At 42.8% G+C, this 21,188-nt stretch carries 18 protein-coding genes and 1 pseudogene; 8 read left to right on the top strand and 11 right to left on the bottom strand.

Annotation, left to right across the window (positions count from 1 at the left end):
• Window positions 1–85: 85 nt before the first annotated feature.
• From L5L98_RS21255 to ohrR, 5 genes are all read right to left on the bottom strand, one after another.
• Entirely contained in the window at window positions 86–1,750 is a 1,665-nt protein-coding gene (locus L5L98_RS21255; protein ID WP_113939838.1) for a methyl-accepting chemotaxis protein, read from the bottom strand.
• Between the two features lie 127 nt (window positions 1,751–1,877).
• The gene (gene chrA / locus L5L98_RS21250; protein WP_263143383.1) at window positions 1,878–3,026 is read right to left on the bottom strand and encodes a chromate efflux transporter; all 1,149 of its coding nucleotides are present in this window, start codon (window positions 3,024–3,026) and stop codon (window positions 1,878–1,880) included.
• 199 nt (window positions 3,027–3,225) lie between these two features.
• On the bottom strand, window positions 3,226–4,398 hold the full coding sequence (gene rlmC, locus L5L98_RS21245; protein ID WP_263143381.1) for a 23S rRNA (uracil(747)-C(5))-methyltransferase RlmC: 1,173 nt from the start codon (window positions 4,396–4,398) through the stop codon (window positions 3,226–3,228).
• 109 nt (window positions 4,399–4,507) lie between these two features.
• Window positions 4,508–5,683 carry a glycerol-3-phosphate dehydrogenase/oxidase gene (locus L5L98_RS21240; RefSeq protein ID WP_263143379.1) on the bottom strand — a complete coding sequence of 392 codons (1,176 nt, stop codon included), beginning with the start codon at window positions 5,681–5,683 and terminating at the stop codon, window positions 4,508–4,510.
• Window positions 5,684–5,819: 136 nt separating this feature from the next.
• On the bottom strand, window positions 5,820–6,317 hold the full coding sequence (ohrR, locus tag L5L98_RS21235; protein ID WP_263143377.1) for a hydroperoxide resistance transcriptional regulator OhrR: 498 nt from the start codon (window positions 6,315–6,317) through the stop codon (window positions 5,820–5,822).
• A gap of 139 nt (window positions 6,318–6,456) precedes the next feature.
• Between ohrR and L5L98_RS21230 the strand changes: the two genes are divergently transcribed.
• Together L5L98_RS21230 and L5L98_RS21225 are read left to right on the top strand one after the other, a co-directional pair.
• Complete coding sequence (locus L5L98_RS21230) at window positions 6,457–6,882, top strand: organic hydroperoxide resistance protein (RefSeq protein ID WP_263143375.1); 426 nt, start codon at window positions 6,457–6,459, stop codon at window positions 6,880–6,882.
• A gap of 275 nt (window positions 6,883–7,157) precedes the next feature.
• Window positions 7,158–8,588 (top strand): cytochrome C biosynthesis protein, encoded by a 1,431-nt coding sequence (locus L5L98_RS21225; protein WP_212601296.1) that lies wholly within the window; start codon window positions 7,158–7,160, stop codon window positions 8,586–8,588.
• Window positions 8,589–8,645: 57 nt separating this feature from the next.
• On the opposite strand, the gene L5L98_RS21220 is transcribed toward L5L98_RS21225, so the two are convergent.
• Entirely contained in the window at window positions 8,646–11,423 is a 2,778-nt protein-coding gene (locus L5L98_RS21220) for a TonB-dependent receptor domain-containing protein (protein ID WP_263143372.1), read from the bottom strand.
• A 331-nt stretch (window positions 11,424–11,754) separates the two neighbouring features.
• On the opposite strand from L5L98_RS21220, the gene L5L98_RS21215 reads away from it, so the two are divergent.
• Window positions 11,755–13,731: an alpha/beta hydrolase family protein gene (locus L5L98_RS21215; protein WP_263143371.1), complete on the top strand. Its 1,977-nt coding sequence runs from the start codon at window positions 11,755–11,757 to the stop codon at window positions 13,729–13,731.
• Window positions 13,732–13,904: 173 nt separating this feature from the next.
• Window positions 13,905–14,090 carry a cytoplasmic protein gene (locus L5L98_RS21210; protein ID WP_106651481.1) on the top strand — a complete coding sequence of 62 codons (186 nt, stop codon included), beginning with the start codon at window positions 13,905–13,907 and terminating at the stop codon, window positions 14,088–14,090.
• A gap of 83 nt (window positions 14,091–14,173) precedes the next feature.
• Here the strand turns inward: L5L98_RS21210 and L5L98_RS21205 are convergent, their stop codons facing one another.
• From L5L98_RS21205 to L5L98_RS21195, 3 genes are read right to left on the bottom strand one after another with little or no spacing between them, the layout of a single operon-like run.
• Complete coding sequence (locus L5L98_RS21205) at window positions 14,174–14,464, bottom strand: hypothetical protein (protein WP_105250069.1); 291 nt, start codon at window positions 14,462–14,464, stop codon at window positions 14,174–14,176.
• Between the two features lie 30 nt (window positions 14,465–14,494).
• Window positions 14,495–15,064, bottom strand: a complete 570-nt coding sequence (locus L5L98_RS21200) for a class I SAM-dependent methyltransferase (protein WP_219254551.1) — start codon at window positions 15,062–15,064, stop codon at window positions 14,495–14,497.
• A gap of 5 nt (window positions 15,065–15,069) precedes the next feature.
• Window positions 15,070–15,480: a hypothetical protein gene (locus L5L98_RS21195; RefSeq protein WP_105250071.1), complete on the bottom strand. Its 411-nt coding sequence runs from the start codon at window positions 15,478–15,480 to the stop codon at window positions 15,070–15,072.
• A gap of 498 nt (window positions 15,481–15,978) precedes the next feature.
• Between L5L98_RS21195 and fccA the strand changes: the two genes are divergently transcribed.
• The 4 genes from fccA (at window position 15,979) to L5L98_RS21175 (ending at window position 20,164) form a co-directional block, all read left to right on the top strand.
• Window positions 15,979–17,772 carry a fumarate reductase flavoprotein subunit FccA gene (fccA, locus tag L5L98_RS21190; RefSeq protein ID WP_113939829.1) on the top strand — a complete coding sequence of 598 codons (1,794 nt, stop codon included), beginning with the start codon at window positions 15,979–15,981 and terminating at the stop codon, window positions 17,770–17,772.
• Window positions 17,773–18,030: 258 nt separating this feature from the next.
• Window positions 18,031–19,020, top strand: coding sequence for a 2-hydroxyacid dehydrogenase (locus L5L98_RS21185; RefSeq protein WP_263143368.1), 990 nt, complete (start codon window positions 18,031–18,033; stop codon window positions 19,018–19,020).
• A gap of 68 nt (window positions 19,021–19,088) precedes the next feature.
• The gene (locus tag L5L98_RS21180; RefSeq protein WP_263143367.1) at window positions 19,089–19,826 is read left to right on the top strand and encodes a dienelactone hydrolase family protein; all 738 of its coding nucleotides are present in this window, start codon (window positions 19,089–19,091) and stop codon (window positions 19,824–19,826) included.
• Window positions 19,827–19,876: 50 nt separating this feature from the next.
• Window positions 19,877–20,164: a hypothetical protein gene (locus L5L98_RS21175; RefSeq protein ID WP_263143365.1), complete on the top strand. Its 288-nt coding sequence runs from the start codon at window positions 19,877–19,879 to the stop codon at window positions 20,162–20,164.
• 118 nt (window positions 20,165–20,282) lie between these two features.
• Here L5L98_RS21175 and L5L98_RS21170 read toward each other — a convergent pair whose 3' ends face one another.
• Window positions 20,283–20,687, bottom strand: coding sequence for a DUF1801 domain-containing protein (locus L5L98_RS21170; RefSeq protein WP_263143363.1), 405 nt, complete (start codon window positions 20,685–20,687; stop codon window positions 20,283–20,285).
• A gap of 256 nt (window positions 20,688–20,943) precedes the next feature.
• A pseudogene (locus L5L98_RS21165) lies at window positions 20,944–21,188 on the bottom strand (ISAs1 family transposase); the annotation flags it as partial.

Genomic DNA, 21,188 nt, shown 5'->3' with positions numbered 1-21,188 from the left:
GAATTAAGTGCTCTTCAAAAAGGTAAATAAGCCAAATAAAAACGGGAGACTTTAAGTCTCCCGTTTTTAATCAAGATTGCTGCAATTAAATCTTAAACTGGCCCACTAACTTGCCCAAGTTAATGCCTTCTTCCGAGACTGTCATACTGATCCTAGCGGCATCTTCGCTGGAATGAAGCAACTCGTTTACAATCTCTTGAATGGCATACACGTTACGGTTAATTTCTTCGGTTACTGAGCTTTGCTCTGTCGCCGCGGCCGCAATTTGGGTACTCATATCATTAATCGCCGTTACCGCTGAAGTGACTGAACCTAAACTATCGGAAATCGTGCGAGAAGAATCCACCGAACGTACACAGCTTTGCTGACTCTCTTCCATGGCTTTTACGGCTTGGGTCACTAGCTTATGCAGTGCCGATAACATCTCGTTGATTTCTAACGTGCTGGCTTGAGTTCGACTGGCTAAATTACGCACCTCATCGGCGACCACAGCAAATCCACGACCCTGTTCACCAGCACGGGCCGCTTCGATGGCGGCGTTCAATGCCAATAGGTTAGTTTGCTCGGCAATACCGCCAATGACAGAAAGCACGCTGTTGATCTTCTGTGATTGCTCGCTGAGTGATTTTATACTGCCTGCCGCATTATTGATTTGCGACATTAAAGACGCAATCTCCTCAAGCGAAGCATCAACACAACGCTGTGCATTCGCCACATCACCAGTAGCAGCATGAGTCGCTTCGGCTACTTGAGTGGTATTCTTAGCCACTTCGTTCGCAGTGGAGGACATCTCAGTGATTGCAGTCACCACCTGATCTGTTTCATTGTTATGACTCACCAACTGGCTCGACATGACTTTAGTTTGATCATGAATCGCATTGGCTGCCGTTTTTACTTTAGCCGTCGCGGTCGCGACATCGCCGATAATATGCTGAAGTTTATCGACAAAGAGGTTAAAGGAGCGCCCAAGTTGGGCAATTTCGTCTTCACCTTTTACGGTAAGTCGTTTGGTTAAATCTCCTTCGCCCTTAGCAATATCATTTAAGTTATCGGCCATATTCTTGATTGGCACGACCATACGGTGGGCGGCAATCATAATGATAAAGCCAGTAATACCCGTAAGGAAAAGCGCTATCAGCAAAATCGCGAAGGATTTTTCAGCCATTTGCTCAGTCACTGTCTCACGATAATCTTCAACAACAGCTTCAATATCATCGATATATGCCCCAGTACCTAACATCCAGTCAGTACCAGGGATCATCATGGCGTAACTGATTTTTTCAATCTGTTCATTAGTATTAGGTTTTTGATAGTAATAGGAGAAACTACCATCGCCACGTTTAGCGGCATCGAGCAGACCGACGATAATTTTGGTGCCGCGAGGATCTGTCATATCCATTTTATTTTGCCCTTCTAAACTCGGTATTAGGGCATGGAAAATATTTTTCCCTTGAGAGTCATACATGAAGAAATAACCCGCACTGCCAAAACGTATGTCTCTTAGCGCTTGATTCACATTCCCTTGTTCTTTTAACGATAATTGGTAATTCACTATACCAGCGGCAATTTCGGTAGCTTCTTTAATTTGTTGTTTACGTTCACCGACGAGCTTAGATCTAAAGGTAACCACCTCATCGGCAAGCGCATTTTGCTCGACATAATAAGAAACCGACATCAACACCAATAATGCGAGGATCAAAGGAAACAGCGATAGCAATAATAATTTATTGCGCAAACTCAACTTAGACATACTTGAATGCTCCAAAGGATTACAACTTGTATCTTCGGAGTATAGCTAAGATTGTTGTATTTCTATGCGCTTAAAGTAACAAAATCTTAATCTTGCTCAATAAACATTCGATTAATAACGACTCAGTTCAAAGCATATTAAGCAGCACACCACATACACTAAAGCCTAATACCAGTTGTAGCATGGGTGGTTTAAATAACTTTAATGCACCAAAACCGAGCAATACCAAGGCCATATCTTTACCTGAGAATACCGCCTGAGAAAACACGGGTTGATAAAGTGCTGCGGCAAGTAAGCCAACAACACAGGCATTCACTCCCGCTATCGCGCCAGCAATTTTTGGTCTTGCGGCAATCGCATGCCAACTTTGCAACCCCACCAGCATAAGTAAAAAACCGGGTAAGAAAATAGCTGCGGTTGCGATGCAAGCTCCCATGAAGGGCTTATCTAACATCACTTCAGCGCCTAAAAAGGTCGCAAAGGTAAACATAGGTCCTGGCACTGCTTGGGCAAAGGCATAACCTGTCAGAAAACGATCGCCACCTATGGTATCACCCACCGCAGTTTCCAACAGAGGTAGCACTACATGACCACCACCAAATACTAAGCTCCCTACGCGATAAAACTCACCGAAGATCCAAGCTTCAGATCCTAAATCCACGATAAAAAAACTGCCGATGAGCAACACGAAAAAGAGCAACAAATAGAAGTAATTCAATCGAATCGGTGCCAGCGCTACTGTGTCATCTTGGCTCGCACTCAATTTATAGATGCCGATAGTGGCGGCGCCAAGTAACAAAAGGATTTGCGTCCACATAGATGGCGCAATCAAAATTGCCGCGGCACTGACTAACATTAATAGGCGTGCGGATTTGCGTTGGCAGAACTGTTTAAACATGGCGAGAACGGCATCGGCAACCACAACGACGGCCATTAATTTAAGCCCGTAAATCATCCCTTGAACATAATGATTAGCGAGCCAAGCCGACGTTGTTACTGCCAGTAAGTACATCAAAATAAAGGAAGGTAGTGTAAAACCGGCAAAAGCAGCAAGCGCGCCAACAAACCCGCCTCTTTGATAACCAATGGCAAAGCCCACTTGGCTCGACCCTGGCCCCGGCATAAATTGGCTTAAGGCAACCAGACTGGCGTAACGCTTATCATCGAGCCAACCGAGTTCATTTACGAAGGTCTGGCGAAAATAACCAATGTGCGCCGCAGGCCCGCCAAAACTCATCAAGCCCAAGGTAAAAAAGCGTAGGAAAATCTGTAGCATAAATCGCCGCCCATTAATGCATAAAGTGCTGAAGATTATGCCACTAAAAAGACACTTTGATGAAGTTTCACGCGAGCAGCGCAGATAAAAGTATTGCAAAGACTCCACATGGTAGAGTCCTTAAGATAGTTTGAGCGGATTTCAAGAATCGTAAAACGAATAAGTACAAATGCTTAGTGATAAATTGATGAGCTAAAAATTAATCCTTCACCAACATGACTAGTACTTCGAAGTGATCCGTGTGGGGGAATAAATCAAATAGCTGCACTTTGGTTAAGTGATAGCCTTGAATATGTTCGAGATCTTTCGCTAAGGTTTGCGGATTACAGCTTGAATAGAGAATGGCCTTAGGGGCAAACTCGCTTAAAGACTGGCATAGCGCCTCGCCAATACCGCGCCTCGGCGGATTAACTATGATCAAATCCGGCTTATCGGCAGCGCTTTTACCCTTAGCAAAGTCGGTGGAATCGAGCGCCATAAATTGCACGTTTTCGAGCCCCATCATTTGCGCTGACATTTGCGCGCAGGCAATCGCTTCAGCTTCAATTTCAATCCCTGTGAGGGTAATGTCTTTGGATGCACAGTGCAGTCCGAAACCGCCTACACCACAGAAAAGATCCCATAACGAATGAGGTGAAAACTCGGCAACCCATTCACGGGCCGTTTGATATAACTGCGCCGCAACGTGTGGATTGGTTTGGAAAAAGCTCTTAGGCCGAATGAACAAAGGCACATGATTAAAACGTTCTTCAAGCCTAGTATTCTCAGTTAAGAAAATCTCTTCATCACCCTCAAGTATTGCCATATGAACCGGTTGGATATTGACTGACACCACTTTAATTTGCGGATATTCAGCTAATAATGCAGGTAATTCACGTTCGATACGTTCGATACTATTGGTGGACCGCAGTACAAACCGCAGTAGATATTCACCACGCACTTGACTGCGGGTCAGCAGAATAAATTTAAGTTCACCCTTGGCTCTATCTACCCGATAAGGAGGAAGTCCAGCCTGCTGCACAAAGCGTGTTAAGCGATGTAATAAATCTTGCATATCAGATGGATATAAAAGGCAGTCGCAAAGATCTACCGCCTCGCCACTTGGGCTCACAATCCCCAACACAGGCGCATGGGCGGCGCCTAAGGCCACCATTTTAGCTTTATTACGAAAGCCGCTGTCCTCGCCAATTACCGGCGGCTGAAAAATATCGGGCAAATTAGCTGGGATAAAAGGCGCGAGTAGTTGCTGTAAAATTTGAGTCTTAACCGCCACTTGCTGCACCATAGGCTGTTGTATATGCCGGCAAGAAAGGCACTGACCTTGGTTAAAATAACCACATTGCTTGGCGGTATTTACAATAGCAGCATTCACGGCAGATCCTAGATATCAGTAAAAAAGCGCCACACTGTAGCGGTTTTACAGGTAAAAATCACCTTGAAGCATATTCAAATCAGCATCAAGTGCATAATTCACGGCGCACTCAAGATAGGGTGAGTTTATCAACATCAGCAATAGACTGCCGCTTACCTATGGCCTTTTCAATCCATTCAAGCACTTCGGCTGAGGTACTGCGAAACGTCGTTAACTTACCGCCATATAAACTGAGTATTCGCGGATGGGAAATCGATGTTTGCATTAAGGTATCTCGCGGTCGCTCAAAGGCTTGGCTATTTTGCTTAGGCAAGACCCGAATACCACAGAAAGTTTTGGTTATTAGCGCCTTGAGCTCATCAATATCCGGCGTTAGTGGGAAATAATGTTTGTAGATCCCCAGCAGATAATTAATTTCAGATTCGGTCGCCTCAGGCGGCTTATCTAAAGAGGTTAATTCAGTTTCTGTGGTGCCGACTAAGGTTTGACCATACCAAGGCATCACAAATATTACCCGTTTATCGAAGCATGACTCTAAGTACAAGATGCCATCGGGCGCAGGAATATCCAGTAACACATGGGCGCCTTGCACCCAATCGAGTTCAACACCCGCAAGTGGGGGCAACACTTTACTCAACACCTCATTCACCCAAGGACCAGCGGCATTGATAACTAGACGCGCCTCGGCACTATGGGCCTCGCCCCTGTGGCTAAAACTCAGCTCACAGGTCTCGCGCTTGTGTTCCAACTCAAGAAATTCAGCCTCGGCATAGACTTCAGCACCCAGTGCCTGTGCGCTACGCGCCACCGCTTGAGTTAATAGTTTATCGTCGGTCTGCGCATCCCAATACTGAAATACGGCTTTTAATCCAGAGAGTTTTAATCCCTTGAAACGATGCCAATGCACAGCGGGTACTGACACAAATTGGCCTAAAGGATCAAATTCACTCAGCAGTGCATACATACTCAGTCCTGCGCGAATGGTCCAAGGACTGCGCTGACTGTTGTCGTACACGGGAATATAAAATGGCACAGCTTTAACAAGTGATGGCGCAAGATTGAGTAAATGTCGCCTTTCAAGCAATGATTTGCGGACTAAATTAATTTGTCCGGTTTCTAAATAGCGTAAACCACCGTGGATAAGCTTGCTGGAATTCGCTGAGGTTTGGCCGCCAATTTCGCCCTTTTCAATCAGCAAGGTGGAATAGCCCGCTGCTGCTGCATATTGGGCAATGCCGACACCGCTGATCCCACCGCCAATAATGGCTACATCGAAACAGGCCATAACTTACTCTCGCTACCTTCAATAGACGACTGACCCGCTGAGCCTCAAGCATACAACCCATTACACTCAGTCGAACCGCTAATAAGCGTTAATATGTCAATAAGTTAATCTTAGATCAAATCTCGACGATAAGAGTTTAATCAATACTGGCATGTAATTGCTTAAGTGCTTGATCGCACATAGTCTTTAAGGCTTTTAGTTCGCTCGCCTCGCCGCCTACTTTACAGCGCATCAAATGGGGAATTTCACTTGCCTGTGTTTTGAGGGAAAGTCCTGCAGGCGTTAAGGCCAGCACTCTCACGCGTTCATCCTGTTCACTACGACCGCGAGTCACTAATCCTTTAGATTCTAGTCGCTTCAGCAATGGCGTTAACGTGCCTGAATCGAGGAAAAGTTTATCGCCTAAGGTTTTGACACTAATCCCCTGCTCTTCCCATAGCACTAGCATGACTAAGTACTGCGGATAAGTTAGATCTAATTTGTCCAACAAAGGCCGATAGGCACGCACCATAGCATTTGCAGCACTATAAAGTGAGAAGCACACTTGATTCTCAAGACATAAGGCATTCTCTGTGCTGGTATTTTCGGCCATATCGACAGTATTAACACGGGTGTTGGGTTGAGTTGTTGCCATAGGAAGATCCAACAAATTAAATATATTGCGCACAATATACTTGCATTCACACCAAAGATCGAATTATAGTTTATCACAATTGAATTGCGCGCAATTTAAATCAATTTACTTAATCCTTAATCTTAAAAGGTCTAATACTATGAAAACACTTTATGAAACACGTGCCACAGCAAAAGCGGGGCGTCAAGGTCAAGTCAGCACTGATGATGGTTTACTGGATGTCGCTTTAGCCTATCCAAAAGCCATGGGCGGTAGCGGTCTTGCCACGAATCCTGAACAACTGTTTGCCGCAGGTTATGCCGCCTGTTTCTCAAACGCCATTCTGCACGTCGCAAAAATCGGCAAAGTGGATATTACCGAAGCGCCAGTCAGTGCAGTTGTTGGGATTGGTGCCAATGACGTCGGTGGTTTTGCATTAGCGGTTGCCTTAGAAGTCAGCTTAGATTTACCGCAAGAAGCCGCAGAAGCCCTAGTGCGTCACGCACATCAAGTTTGTCCGTACTCGAACGCCACGCGCAATAATATCGACGTGAAACTTAGCGTAAATGGCGTAACGTTAGGCTAACCATAACCCATCATCGACACCTGTTGATAACGTCAGAAATAGAGCACCCTCGGGTGCTTTATTCTTTATTAGCCAATAACAGCTCAAGCTGAGAATGAGTGTGCATCACACCATTTCACAGGGAGATAAACTGGTTTCAGTTCCCAAAAAATTATTATTCGCGAGTTAACTAACACTTCTTAATATCTAATTTAATCAAAATGATTGATTTAAGTAGAGTAAGAGATAATCGAACCGTTTGACGATACTTAAACCCACTCTCTGTGGGAGGCGCTATGACAAAATATCTATCGAAATTATCTCTCTTTTGCTCGCTATTATTCCTCTTTGCCTTTTCTATCCCGAGCTGGGCCGAGACAACACCCTCAAGCTCAGCGGATCGAACGTGGCATTATGTGAATGATCAGGGTGAGCTCAAAATTAAGCTGTATTTCTTTTGGTCAAAAACCTGTCCGCACTGTGCAGAGGCCCATCCCTTCATTGATTCATTACCGCAAAAATACCCTTGGATAGAACTCGAATCCCATAGGGTGTCAGATCCCGGCGTACAGGATATTTGGCAAAATATCGCCTCCAAAACCAGTACTGAAGCACGCTCAGTACCCTATATGGCAAGTTGTGAAAAGGCCATTGTGGGATATTCAAGTGAAGCGGTAACGGGTGAATTTTTAGTCAATCGACTGAAGAATTGTTATTTATCCCTTGGCGGTAAACTGAGCGACGCTGACCTCCCCACCAAAGGAGCCACCAGCACAACCACAAGCGCTCAAACAGATGCACCGCTCTTTGGCACTTGTGGCACAGATACTGGCGAAGGCACCTGTGATGCCACCAGCTTAAGCGAGCCCGTTGCAGAGCCAGAAGTTCAACCCGTTGAATTACCTTTAGTGGGAGTAGTGACACCTGAGACTATGTCTCTGCCGTTACTCACCTTAGTGCTCGCAGGTGTCGATGCTTTTAACCCTTGTGCCTTCTTTGTATTGCTATTTTTACTATCGATAATGGTTAATGCCAAGAGTCGCAGCCGCATGTTACTCGTCGGCGGGATTTTCGTATTCTTCTCCGGCTTTATCTATTTCCTGTTTATGACGGCATGGCTAAACATCTTCCAACTGCTGGGGGCAGGCAGTGATGGCGGTATGATCATTTTAGCGGCGGGTTGTTTAGCTTTGATCGCTGGAGTTATCAATATCAAAGATTACTTCTTTACTAAGGGAGAAGTAACACTATCAATGTCGGCAGAAAATCGTACGAGTCTAATAAAACGCATGGGGAAACTATCCAATTCCAGTAACTTAGGCGCGTTACTCATAGGTTCTACCGTATTAGCTATCCTCGCCAATGCCTATGAGTTACTTTGCACCGCAGGCTTCCCAATGATCTACACCAGTGTGCTATCTATGCACAATCTGCCTGACATTGAACGCTATATGTATTTGGTTTTATACAATATTGTATATGTGATCCCGCTGGCTATTATTGTTATCGTTTTCAGTGCGACCTTAGGCAAACGTAAGTTGACCGAAAAAGAAGGCCAAACCCTGAAACTTATGTCAGGCGTGATGATGTTGGGTATGGGTATCGCACTGGTTATTGACCCAACAGCACTGCAAAATGTGAGCCTGGCACTCGGATTGATTTTAGGCTCGCTCATTGCCACAGCGATTATCGTTCTAAGTCGAAAATACCTCATGACCAAAAGCTGATAGACAAAAATACTTCTAAAAAAAAGTGATAGCACAAGTGCTATCACTTTTTATTGTTTAGAATTTATAACTTATTTCTGCACGATAAGCAGAGCCAATCGCGGCACCAGGGTACGAGAAGCTGTTAAAGAATGGCCATTCATCATGGGTAACATCTACTTCAGGGCGTTGATTGAAAATATTCTCACCACTAATTAATACTTTCAAATTATCAGTAAAATCATAGCCAACACTCATGTTAACCGTGTAGTAAGGATTCAAACGGTCTACTTTAATGACATCGCCAGTTTCATCATCGTAGTTTTCGGCAGGTTGCTCCCAAAGTGGAATTTCACCAATTCTATCGCCACGAACAGCAACGGACCAGTCTTGGTATTGCCAAGTCAAGACTAAGTTAGTTTTAGATCTAGGCTCATAATTATCTTTATCATCACGCAACTCTTGAATAGAAGATGCAGAATCCACTTGATATTTTGTACTTAAAATATGAGTCCATCCTAATTGAACGCCAAAGTCTCCATACTCAGTATCTAAAGTATAAAATAACTTAGCATCTAAACCACTCTGTTCATAGAGTGCTTTGTTTTCAGGATTAACCACAATAGTTTCAATATCTCCAGCATTCGGAGCACCCGCTGCAGCCCTAACTACTTTTGCTGCATTGTTAGTACATTCACTGCTAGACGGGTCTTTACCATTTCGCCCATATTTACAATCATATTCAAGATCTAATATATCTTGTTCGCTTTCATCAGAAATAATATCTTTCAAACTGATATTATAATAATCAAAAGTTAAGCTAAGATCTTTCACTGGTTCAGCAATTACCCCCACGCCCCAGTTTGTTCCCTTCTCTTCTTCTAACGTTTTACTACCAGAACGATTACCTTTTAAAGATGTCGTTTCACAAGCACTTGGACTCGGTACAAAATTAGGGTCATCATCGTGATCGTTTACACGACAATCAATATAGTCATACGCAGTAGTAAAGTAGCCTGAATCACCAGCAAAGACATAGTGCATATCTGGAGCTCTAAAGCTTTGCCCCCAGTTTGCACGGAACTTTAACTCATCCATAGCTTTATATGTCATAGTAATTGATGGGGTTAAACGACCACCAACTTCGGTAGTGCCATCGTCATACTGATCGTAGCGGGCTGCAACACCAAGATCTAAGTCTTCAATCACAGGGATCAGAAGCTCAAGACCCGCAGCATAACGACTGCGATCGCCACCACCTTCCGTACCCGTTAAGCCTTGCCATCCGTTGCCTTCAGTATTTAATGTACGGTCATCCTGTTTAAGATCATAGCCTTGCTTGTTATATTCAATAAGAGCAGCAAATCCAATAGGACCGGATGGTAATTCGAATAAATCACCATTAATTTCAGCAGATAAAGTTCTAGCATACGAATCAGCTAAAATAACTTGTGTTCCAAGTAACTGGTCCCGAATCTCTGGTGTAATTTTGTCATACAATCCTACGGGAGCATCACCATTATAAAGACCATATGGATTATCTATTTCACCTAGAAATAGTTCGGTGACCTTTTCTTCCTTCATCCAATCTCGGCTACTCTCGTAATCATAACGACTCTCAGAGTAATACACTTGCCAGTTATAAGCTGTATCAATATCACCTTTAATACCAACAGTGACATTATAACTCTGCTCATCAAATAGAGTGTTACGTTGGCCTAACTCATCAAAACTAAAAATCCTCTGTGCCAATACATAATCTCGGGTTCCTCCGAAATTACCAGAACCATCAGGAGTATTTAATAGCAAATTCTCACTATAAAAGTGACGAGAACCATAAACTGCAGAATCTATTGTTGAATACATAGTATCAGCAAAGAGTTGCATATGATCGTTGATGTCATATGTACCAAACAAATAACCGGTTAAGGTTTCACGTTCATTTCGAATCGTATTGTCACCTGTAGTATCAACACCACAATACTTACCAAAACCATTACGATCCGCATATTCATATCCAGAACCAGAATCTACACAGCCTTGTTCGCCAGGATCTCTATACTTACCAGTAAAATTATCAAGCAATAAAATCCCTCGAGAAAGAGGAGTCGCACCGGCAGGGTTATCATCAACAGAATCCATATAATCCCGCTCATGAGAATAAATCGGATCTTGTTTATAATACTCAATGGTTCCCCCAATTGAATAATCAGACCCTGTACTGCCAGAGGTAAGACTAAACCGATTTTGAGCACCACCACCTTCTGGTGTAACACCATACATAGCAGTCACAGTTGTTGAATCTATATCCTTTTTCAAAATAATGTTTACAACACCAGCAACAGCATCTGAACCGTAAATAGCTGATGCACCTTGAGTCAGAATTTCAATTCGCTCTACCGCAGAAAATGGAATGCCACTTAAATTCACAAAATTACTTTGCCCATTATAGGGCGTAGGGTTTTCAGCAATACGTCGACCATTGAGAAGAACAAGGGTATAGCCAGGCCCAAAACCACGTAAATTGATTACATCAGCATTTGGCGTAAAACCACCTTGCGCCCCCCACTCGTTACCCTGTGCTGTTCCTGTATTTTGAGAAATACTTTGGATTGCATCGAACGCCGTTGTAAAACCCTCATTTTTCATATCTTCAGCGGTTAACACAACAACGGGCTGAGCATTTTCTAAATCAGTTCTATTAATTCGACTACCAGTAACCTCTACACGCTCAATTTTCTCATTTTTGGTTTGAGCATCTTTTTCTTCTACAGCCCACGCGTGGCTGGCAATAGAAATCGAAGCGGTAAATAGGCCTAGTTGTATTGCTTTACAAAGCAGTGTTGTCTTATACATACATTCTCCAAAACGGCTGTTAATAACACGTAAAAAATGTTACCAGACGGATGATTTTATGTGAAAATTGCATATTCCTTGCAATCATATGTAAGGTATAGCAAAGACCACCTCATGTAAATATTTTGAACTTAATGTTTAAAAAATGTTGCCATTAAGTGTGTTTTAAGGCAAAAAAAACAAATGAAGTTATAGTAAGCTGTTGAGACGTAACAGTTCAAACAGCTGATTAATGAGTAATGCTCTGTTCGTCTGTCAATGTAATTGCGCGAGAGTACTGCCAGTTATCAAACGAAGTAAGTAGAAATAGATTCTATCGATGGAGATCCATATGACTAACATGACAAAAATACTGATTTTTCTTGGTTTAATATTAGGAAGTGGGCTTAATGCATCAGCCGCGACAAACGCACACGATCTCGCCAAGCACAGTATGTTTAATGCGATTAAAATATCTCCTAAAGGTGATTTCTTAGCCGCGACTTATCCGTATAAAAATCATAAAAGATTAGCGATTATCAATAAAAGCAATCAAAAAGTAGTTTGTAACTTTTTTTTTGGTGAAGAAGAGTCAGTCATGGAGTTTTGGTGGGCAAATGAAGAACGAGTAGTAATGACAATCTCAACCCAATCAGGACAGTATGCGACTCCATTTTTGACTGGTGAGCTATTTTCAGGCAATGCAGACTGTTCAAGTAAAATACAATTATTTGGAGTGAGGAATAAAGATTACTCAGGTGCGCAGGTTGAGAGCCTACTAATGGATGAACGCGATAACATTTTGATATCGTCTAATTTAGAAAAAAAACAATACTCTAACCTTTATAAAGTGAATATCTATACTGGGAAACGTCAATTAATTGAAAAAGCTAAATTTGAAAATGCATCGATTTTTTTAGATAATAATGATCAATGGCGAGTGAGCCAGTCCATGAAAACTGAAAGAAAAGGACTGTTAAAATCGGAGGGTGCTGGAGAAATAATTACCTATATTCGAGAAAGCAATGTTGATCAAAATGCATGGAAAGCTTTATCGTTGTCAAATATGGTTAGAACCAGCTCGACAGGGTCCAGTAATGTTATTGGATTTAGTGCAGATAACCAGTTCATATTTACCTCTGATAACATAGAGAAAAGTACTTTAGGCATATATAGAATCAAGTTAAGTACAGGTGAACGAGAGTTAATGTACCGAAATGATATAGTTGATGCTCAACCATTTATAAATGTATATACATCTGAAACAGGTAAACGTATAAAAGAAGTGGTAGGGGCCATTATTCATAATGGAAGACCTGAAGTTATATTTTTTGATGAAAATTCAGAACTAGCCAAAGAGTATCGCGGGCTACAACGAGCATTTCCAAATGATTATTTACATATTACCTCTAAGACAGCTGATAACAAAAGCTGGGTGATTGAAAGTTACTCCGATGTTAATCCAGGTAAATTTTATCTTTACGATAGAGAGACTAAAAAAGTGTCTTTCCTCACAGCCTCTCGCCCTTGGATAGATGAGCAAAAAATGTCTCATAAAACTCCGATAAATTTTGTTACTCGTGATGGCTTAACAATTCATGGTTATTTAACCATACCACTGGGTGCCAAAGCTGAAAATTTGCCTTTAATTATCCATCCACATGGTGGCCCACATGGTCCTCGTGACTATTGGTTTTTTGATGATGAAGTACAGGTATATGCGAGTGCAGGATACAGTGTACTTCAGGTAAATTTTCGAGGTTCTGGCGGATATGGACGTGAGTTTGAAGATAGTGGTTACGGACAATGGGGTGGTGCAATGCAAGATGACCTGACCGATGCAACACTATGGGCAATTAAAGAAGGCTTCGCTAATAAGGATAAAATTTGTATCTCCGGATCAAGTTACGGCGGATATGCCGCTCTCATGGGTGTGGTTAAAGAACCCGACCTTTATAAGTGCGCAATTGGATATGTTGGGGTATACGATCTACCACTCATGTTCAATAAAGGCAATGTAGCTGAACGATTGGGTTGGGGTAAACGCTATATGGAACAAGCTTTTGGGGGTTCAGAAGAAACAATGAAAAAACATTCTCCCGCCTATAATGCAAGCAAAATTAAAGCCGGAGTATTCATTGTGCATGGCGGCCGTGATGAGCAGGCACATTATGAAAACGCTCATGTGATGCGAGATGCCCTAGTAAAAACAGGAAATGAACCGAAATGGTTATGGAAAAAAACAGAAGGGCATGGATTCTATAACGAAGAAAACCGCAAAGAATTATACACTGAGATGCTTGACTTTTTACAAAAATACTTAAACTAAAAATATGTTAGCAAGTTTACGCGAACTAACTCAACATATTAAAATCATTTAAAGCATTAAAAATTAACATGCAAAAATAGATAGTACGATAGGATTGGCAAATTCATATGTAACGACTAAAGTTAACCGTGGGTTTGCCGATAAAGGGATCCAGCTTACAATTGAGGTTAGTTATGTCCATTTCACTGAATACACAAGCTATCGCACCGAATCTAGAAAATGGTGCAATTGGCGTTAAGGTTGCTCAGTTAGCCAAAGAGCAGCAAAAAGCCGAAGGTCAAATCGCGGTAGATTTAATTGCAGCTGCGGCGCCAAAACCCGTAGGCAATGCAGGCCACAACATCAACACCACGGCCTAATTGTTAGCAATACAAAATCAAAAAAAGCGCTCTGATTATCAGGGCGCTTTTTTTTGTTATTTTCTCTAAAACGTCAGGCGAATTTAAGAAAAAGCGTTACCATTCACGTGCATAATAGTGAATGTCCACACCACAAACGCCAGTGGGATATGCACTAAGGCATAGAAACACTGATCGAGTCGCCCCATTCCTTTTGCTAACAAAATCAAATATAAGTGTAATCCAATCACCAAGGGAAATAGCGCTAACAACGGATAGAGTGCGACAGGATTTGCATCGGAAAATAAGCTGTGACTGAATAAAGCCCACGCCACCATAAAGGCGGTCGTCAACGGCGGCGTTGCAATGCGATATTGCTCTGGATAGGGAAACATCCTACGACCTCTGAGTCTCAATCAATAAATTTACGTTGTAGGTTTTCGCGCAATCAACTGGGCTTTATAACTGCTTTGAGTGGACTGCGGATCACATAATCGACCTTCAAAGTAATGTAAAGATTGCCAGTTAGCAAACACTGATTTGAGTTCATTTTCAGTAAGTAAGAAATCTGGGTTGCGTGGCCGACCTATCTGCGCCTGTTGCATTGTAAAGGTTTCATAAACAATAAGGCCTGTGCTCTTAACCGCCTTAGCAATTTGTGGCAGTAATGGGCGATGCAGATAATTAAATACTAAGACAATATCGTACTCTTCAACCGGCAATAATGGTCCTGCCTCTGCTTCTAAATCCCTTTGTAATTTGTAAGCATTAGCCTGATCAATGTGTGACATGGCTGACAAATCTCGATCGATAAAAGTCACTTCAGCCCCTTGCGCTAAAAACCACAAACCATTACGCCCAGAACCGCAAGCGAGATCGAGCACCTTAAGTCCATCGAAGCAACTCAAGTCTAAGTTAGACACAGATGGATTAGGCCAAGCGAACTCTGTGATTAACGCAGCAGGCGTTAAAGTTGACGTATGGGTTACAGACATATCAATTAGCCCTTAATTTCTTTTTTCGAGTCAATTTGCCGACGATGCACAATAGAATAATGCCTGAGCCCTGCAGGGCCATGGGACACGATCACTGACAAAAAAAGTATCACGATTAACAGCTCAGGTTTGTAATGAGCCAGCGGCACAAACAGGCCAAGCAAGCCTATTTTTACTAAAGTTAACACTCCCTTAAGCTGGATCAGCCAGCGCCAATCCCGTGCGATTTCCCACAACATTAATATGCTGCCCGTCGTCATCGCGAGATACCAATAACTCAACCATTGCACTTTATTGACATCTAATAAAATACCACCACCGACACCAACGATCCCTAAAATATGTAATGCCCTTAAACTGGTTTTACTCAAACGTTGAAACCAAAAACGTTTTTCTGATATGCCTTGTTTGTGCATTACAACCCCTTAAGAATCAATTGCGTAACATTTAATTAAAATGATAATATAATTTTATACAATAAAGGCTTTTGAAATAACATTATTTATAGAATATATAAAAATAAGTAAGCCATCTCCTCAATATACAAGATTAAATTATAATATCTATAAAATACAAATAGATAAAACACACCACCAAAGCCATAATTTATGCCTTTTTTATTTTATAAAGTTAAAATCAATCCATTCAATATGTTAACTCACGCATGTTATACCGTATTGAAGCAGTGATTAGTCTCAACTTCATTAATATTTCCCATCCGATTGCACATTTTAAATATGTTATTTTCGCTGTAACAAAGGTTATGTGATCTGAACATACATATACCTCTTTAGATAGTGCTAAATTTGCAAATGGAGAATGCTCTAACAGTGCGTGAGCTGCGTAAAAAATAAATATCACGCCACGATGAATAACCCTTATTAAGTAGATGAATGTACGGCAGAGGAACTATCATGTTCACAAGAAAGATTCAAAAAACAGCACTAGCCATGCTGATCTCTGGCGCTATGGCAGGTACTGCCTATGCAGCACCAGAAGTGCTAGCCGATTTTCACGGTGAAATGGGTAGCTGCGACAGCTGCCACGTATCAGACAAAGGTGGCGTCACCAACGACAACCTTACCCATGAAAATGCTCAGTGTGTTAGCTGCCACGGTGATTTAAAAGAACTGGCCGCCGCTGCACCTAAAGATAAAGTATCACCCCATAAATCTCACCTAATTGGCGAAATTGCTTGTACTAGCTGCCATAAAGGTCATGAAAAATCAGTCACCTATTGCGATGCTTGTCACAGCTTCGGCTTCGATATGCCTTACGGTGGTAAGTGGGAACGTAAGTTTGTGCCTGTTGATGCCGACAAAGCTGCTCAAGATAAAGCCATTGCCGCTGGTGCAAAAGAAACCACTGATGTCGTGATCATAGGTTCAGGTGGTGCAGGTCTTGCTGCAGCCGTTTCAGCCCGTGATGCAGGCGCTAAAGTTATCCTGCTTGAAAAAGAACCTATCCCAGGCGGAAACACTAAACTTGCTGCTGGCGGTATGAACGCTGCAGAAACTAAGCCACAGGCTAAACTAGGTATCGCAGACAAGAAACAAATCATGATCGACGACACCATGAAAGGTGGTCGCAATATTAACGATCCTGAATTAGTCAAAACCTTAGCCAACAACTCATCAGACTCTATCGATTGGTTAACCTCTATGGGTGCCGATATGACTGACGTAGGTCGTATGGGTGGCGCAAGTGTTAACCGTAGTCACCGTCCAACAGGCGGCGCTGGCGTGGGTGCACACGTAGCACAAGTTCTATGGGACAATGCAGTGAAACGTGGTACTGACATCCGCTTAAACAGCCGTGTAGTACGTATTCTTGAAGATGCGAGCGGTAAAATTACCGGCGTATTGGTGAAGGGTGAATACACAGGTTATTACGTGGTCAAAGCTGACGCTGTCGTTATCGCAGCGGGTGGTTTTGCGAAAAATAACGATCGTGTAGCTAAATATGATCCTAAGTTAAAAGGCTTTAAAGCGACTAACCACCCAGGTGCAACAGGTGATGGCTTAGACGTGGCATTGCAAGCGGGTGCTGCAACTCGCGACTTAGAGTTTATTCAAGCTCACCCAACTTATTCACCTGCTGGTGGCGTGATGATCACCGAAGCGGTACGTGGTAACGGTGCGATCGTGGTTAACCGTGAAGGTAACCGCTTTATGAACGAAATCACCACCCGTGACAAAGCGTCTGCCGCGATTCTGCAACAAAAAGGCGAAAGTGCTTATTTGGTATTCGATGACTCTATCCGTAAGAGCTTAAAAGCCATCGAAGGCTATGTGCACCTGAACATTGTTAAAGAAGGCAAAACAATTGAAGATCTGGCTAAACAGTTAGATATTCCAGCGGCCGAACTCGCTAAAACAGTGAAAGCTTATAATGGCTTTGTTAAATCAGGTAAAGATGCTCAATTTGAACGTCCTGATTTACCACGTGAATTAGTTGTTGCACCTTTCTACGCTCTCGAAATCGCGCCAGCAGTTCACCACACTATGGGTGGTGTTGTGATCGATACTAAAGCCGAAGTGAAGAGTGAAAAAACGGGCAAGCCTATTGATGGTTTATATGCAGCAGGTGAAGTCACAGGTGGCGTTCACGGTGCTAACCGCTTAGGTGGTAATGCTATTTCCGATATCGTTACTTATGGCCGTATCGCGGGTGCATCTGCAGCTAAATACGCTAAAGACAAAAAGTAAAATGCAATAACGGAGGGTTAAAGGACTAACCCTCAGCTCATATAGTACGACTTTCAATATGAGAGCCCTAGCTTGAACACTTCAAGTAAAAGCAGTCAATCAATAAGCGAGCCGTCAGGGGCTCGCTTTTTTTATTCCCAATTGATGATAAAGCTCACTCTTTTAACGGGGAATTTTCTAAGGCTAAGGACAAAAAGCCCTAACTCACTTACACTCTTTGCCAGATAATTACATCAGCAAACCCGTTAGGTGACTGAAATGAGAATTGGATTTTTTAGCGCAAAACATTACGACATGCAGCACTTTAACCGCACAAATGCTGCGTTTGGTGCACAAATTGAGTACTTCGATTATCGCCTCTGCATGCAAACAGTGAAGCTTGCCGAAGGTTTTGAAATTGTCTGTGCCTTCGTCAACGATTCACTCTGTGAAGAAGTTCTGGTCGAACTCGCTAAGGGTGGCACAAAAATTATCGCCATGCGCTGCGCTGGCTTTAACAACGTCGATTTAGTTGCCGCTAAACGCTTAGGCATGCAAGTCGTTAACGTACCAGCTTATTCTCCTGAATCCGTGGCCGAACATACAGTCGCACTGATGTTGACACTGAATCGAAAAATCCACAAAGCTTACCAACGCACCCGCGATGCCAACTTCTCCCTCGAAGGCTTAGTCGGCTTTAACATGTTCGGCAAAACCGTCGGCGTGATTGGTACAGGTAAAATCGGCGTAGCAACCATCAAGGTATTGCTCGGTTTTGGCTGTAAAGTCATTGCCTTCGATCCCTTTATCAATCCAGCGGTTGTCGCGCTGAATGTGGAATATCAAGATCTCGACTCTATTTATGCCAACAGCGATATCATCAGCTTGCATTGCCCGTTGACCGCGGATAACCGTCACTTACTAAACCAAGCCAGCTTCGCCAAGATGAAACCCGGTGTCATGGTGATCAACACCAGTCGCGGTGGTTTACTCAATGCTTTCGACGCAATGGAAGCATTAAAACTGGGGCAAATCGGCTCGCTTGGGCTCGATGTATATGAAAACGAAAAGGGCCTGTTCTTCGAAGACAAATCGAATGAAATTATTCAAGACGATGTATTCCGTCGTTTATCAGCCTGCCATAACGTGATTTTCACGGGTCACCAAGCCTTCCTCACCGAAGAAGCCCTAGGCGCCATTGCCAAAACGACCTTAAGCAATATAAAAGCACTATGTGCCGGTGAACTCTCAGGTAACGAATTGTTTTAACTGACAGATAAAATCCTGACTGCTAAAGTGAGGCTTCAACGTTTGAAGCCTCATAGAGGAATATAAATATGTTAGTGACTCAGGAAATTCAGGATATCTCCACACCTTCAGGGCTAATGCGCACCTATATCTATCGCCCAGATGCACAGGGAATATTCCCAAGTATCATCTTTTATTCCGAGATATTTCAGCAAACTGCGCCCATCGCCCGCACCGCCACTATTCTTGCTGGCCACGGTTTTGTGGTGTTAGTACCCGAAGTGTTCCATGAACTGAATCCTTTAGGCACTGTGCTGGCCTATGATGAATCGGGTAAAGATAAAGGTAACGCCGATAAATTTGCCAAACCCCTAGAACACCACGATAGCGATACCCAAGCACTGATCGATTTTGCCACTCAACAAACTTACTGCAATGGCAAAGTTGGCTCTATGGGCGTGTGTATCGGCGGCCACTTAGCCTACCGTGCCGCACTCAATCCCGCTATTTTAGGTGCATTTTGCCTCTATCCAACCGACATTCATTCCAACACCCTACCCTGCGCTTACGGTAATGACTCACTGAGCCGCAGCGGTGATATTCAAGGGGAATTAGTGTTAGTGTTCGGCAAGCAAGATCCCCACGTATCCGCGGAGGGACGAGTACTAATCCACCAGCAATTAATGGCGCTGAACCGTAACTTCACTTGGCTTGAAGTCAACGCCCAACACGCCTTTATGCGTGATGAAGGCGAACGCTATGATCCCGCACTCGCACTGCAAATGTACCTGCAAGCGGTAGCGTTTTTTCAAAGAATACTGCACTAGTTTATAAATTAAACATACAAGATATTAAATACTTAAGGAAAGAGTAAAAAATGAAACCCTATAAAAATTTATCCTCAAAACACTTAGCATTACTATTAATGATTACCCGAGTAACAACCGTTGTTTCGTTATTAGCCGTCGTGCTTTCATTAATTGGCCTAGCGAGTCAGTTTTGGATGACACGTGGATTTAGCCTTAACTTTTGGTCGACAGTGGGCATAGCTACTCTTATCCCCTCTCTACAAGTGCTTTTGGGCTCTGGTATCATAGCTGCTATCATTGCATTTGAAGAATCCTACCGCCAAAAGTCTGAAGCCTTTATCGCCTCGTTAAAATAGCGTTTAGTAATTATCTAAAATACACCTAATGATCTAAGTTCAGAATTGTTAAAATAAAATGAATCACTAAAACTAACAGTATAGTTTTAGTGATTCATCATCTTTTTATTCAATGAAACTAAGCGCCTAGTAAAGGTAGATGTTTGATACTTTTGTATTTCAACGATAATTCAATACATTGGGAAATCGCAGATTCTGGTAGGGGATCATGAATATTTAACACTATGGCTCGATTCCCTTCAAACTGCAGCACGTCGGAATGCAGCTCTCGAAATGTATCAATCAGCTTAGTTTTACAATTAAAGAATAGGTAATATTGTTCGGGATATTTAGGCTTCCAGTCAAACCTTACTGTGCTCCCATTTTTAACGGAATAACTCGGCTCGCCCCATTTTAAGCTCTCTTCCACCGCACCTAAATCCTGCACTTCGGCAATCGAAAAAATCAAAATTCGAATCCGCAATAGCAAGGGCGCTATATGCGCAGGATAGCCTTCAAACTTGTTCTGTACTTCCGCTTGCATGCTCTCATCCTCCAATTTATGCAATGCCGAATCATCATATCTGTAAAACAAAAAACTATGCAGCGGGCCCACATGGTTGAACTTCCAAACCCTTAGTCATTGGTGATTTATCACTTAGTGGAAATAAGCAGAAACAAGCGTAATTTTATTTTTCCATATCAAAAGTGTCGATTATATCAGCACTTTATTATAAACCGCGTATTAGGGGTGTGACACAGTGTCGCAGGCAGGGCGGGATTAAGCTTTGTTAAATCTCTTAACCAAAGAAAATCTCGCTCCTAAAATCGCCATTCCATGCAGCCTTTCTCATCTTGGTTGGTTTGCTGGCTTTTAGCGGATGTTGCTCTAAAAGGTTCAGCACGATACGACGAAATAGCGCCATCTTCTTCGCGTTTTCACGGTCACCAATCCTTGAACAGTCTTCCCTAAAAGTGACGTCAAGCACCCAGTGTTGCAGGTTCTCGATGTGCCAATGCTTGCAGGTTCTCGATGTGCCAATGC

The organism is Shewanella sp. SM23 (assembly GCF_025654295.1).
GTDB classification, from domain to species: domain Bacteria; phylum Pseudomonadota; class Gammaproteobacteria; order Enterobacterales; family Shewanellaceae; genus Shewanella; species Shewanella oncorhynchi.
This window is presented reverse-complemented; position numbering and strand designations above follow the sequence as displayed.

Excerpts from the sequence above, each read along its gene's own strand:
- L5L98_RS21255 (WP_113939838.1), bottom strand. The coding sequence starts at position 1,750 with ATGTCTAAGTTGAGTTTGCGCAATAAATTATTATTGCTATCGCTGTTT.
- chrA (WP_263143383.1), bottom strand. The coding sequence starts at position 3,026 with ATGCTACAGATTTTCCTACGCTTTTTTACCTTGGGCTTGATGAGTTTT.
- L5L98_RS21240 (WP_263143379.1), bottom strand. The coding sequence starts at position 5,683 with ATGGCCTGTTTCGATGTAGCCATTATTGGCGGTGGGATCAGCGGTGTC.
- ohrR (WP_263143377.1), bottom strand. The coding sequence starts at position 6,317 with ATGGCAACAACTCAACCCAACACCCGTGTTAATACTGTCGATATGGCC.
- L5L98_RS21230 (WP_263143375.1), top strand. The coding sequence starts at position 6,457 with ATGAAAACACTTTATGAAACACGTGCCACAGCAAAAGCGGGGCGTCAA.
- L5L98_RS21225 (WP_212601296.1), top strand. The coding sequence starts at position 7,158 with ATGACAAAATATCTATCGAAATTATCTCTCTTTTGCTCGCTATTATTC.
- L5L98_RS21220 (WP_263143372.1), bottom strand. The coding sequence starts at position 11,423 with ATGTATAAGACAACACTGCTTTGTAAAGCAATACAACTAGGCCTATTT.
- L5L98_RS21215 (WP_263143371.1), top strand. The coding sequence starts at position 11,755 with ATGACTAACATGACAAAAATACTGATTTTTCTTGGTTTAATATTAGGA.
- L5L98_RS21210 (WP_106651481.1), top strand. The coding sequence starts at position 13,905 with ATGTCCATTTCACTGAATACACAAGCTATCGCACCGAATCTAGAAAAT.
- L5L98_RS21205 (WP_105250069.1), bottom strand. The coding sequence starts at position 14,464 with ATGTTTCCCTATCCAGAGCAATATCGCATTGCAACGCCGCCGTTGACG.
- L5L98_RS21200 (WP_219254551.1), bottom strand. The coding sequence starts at position 15,064 with ATGTCTGTAACCCATACGTCAACTTTAACGCCTGCTGCGTTAATCACA.
- L5L98_RS21195 (WP_105250071.1), bottom strand. The coding sequence starts at position 15,480 with ATGCACAAACAAGGCATATCAGAAAAACGTTTTTGGTTTCAACGTTTG.
- fccA (WP_113939829.1), top strand. The coding sequence starts at position 15,979 with ATGTTCACAAGAAAGATTCAAAAAACAGCACTAGCCATGCTGATCTCT.
- L5L98_RS21185 (WP_263143368.1), top strand. The coding sequence starts at position 18,031 with ATGAGAATTGGATTTTTTAGCGCAAAACATTACGACATGCAGCACTTT.
- L5L98_RS21180 (WP_263143367.1), top strand. The coding sequence starts at position 19,089 with ATGTTAGTGACTCAGGAAATTCAGGATATCTCCACACCTTCAGGGCTA.
- L5L98_RS21175 (WP_263143365.1), top strand. The coding sequence starts at position 19,877 with ATGAAACCCTATAAAAATTTATCCTCAAAACACTTAGCATTACTATTA.
- L5L98_RS21170 (WP_263143363.1), bottom strand. The coding sequence starts at position 20,687 with ATGCAAGCGGAAGTACAGAACAAGTTTGAAGGCTATCCTGCGCATATA.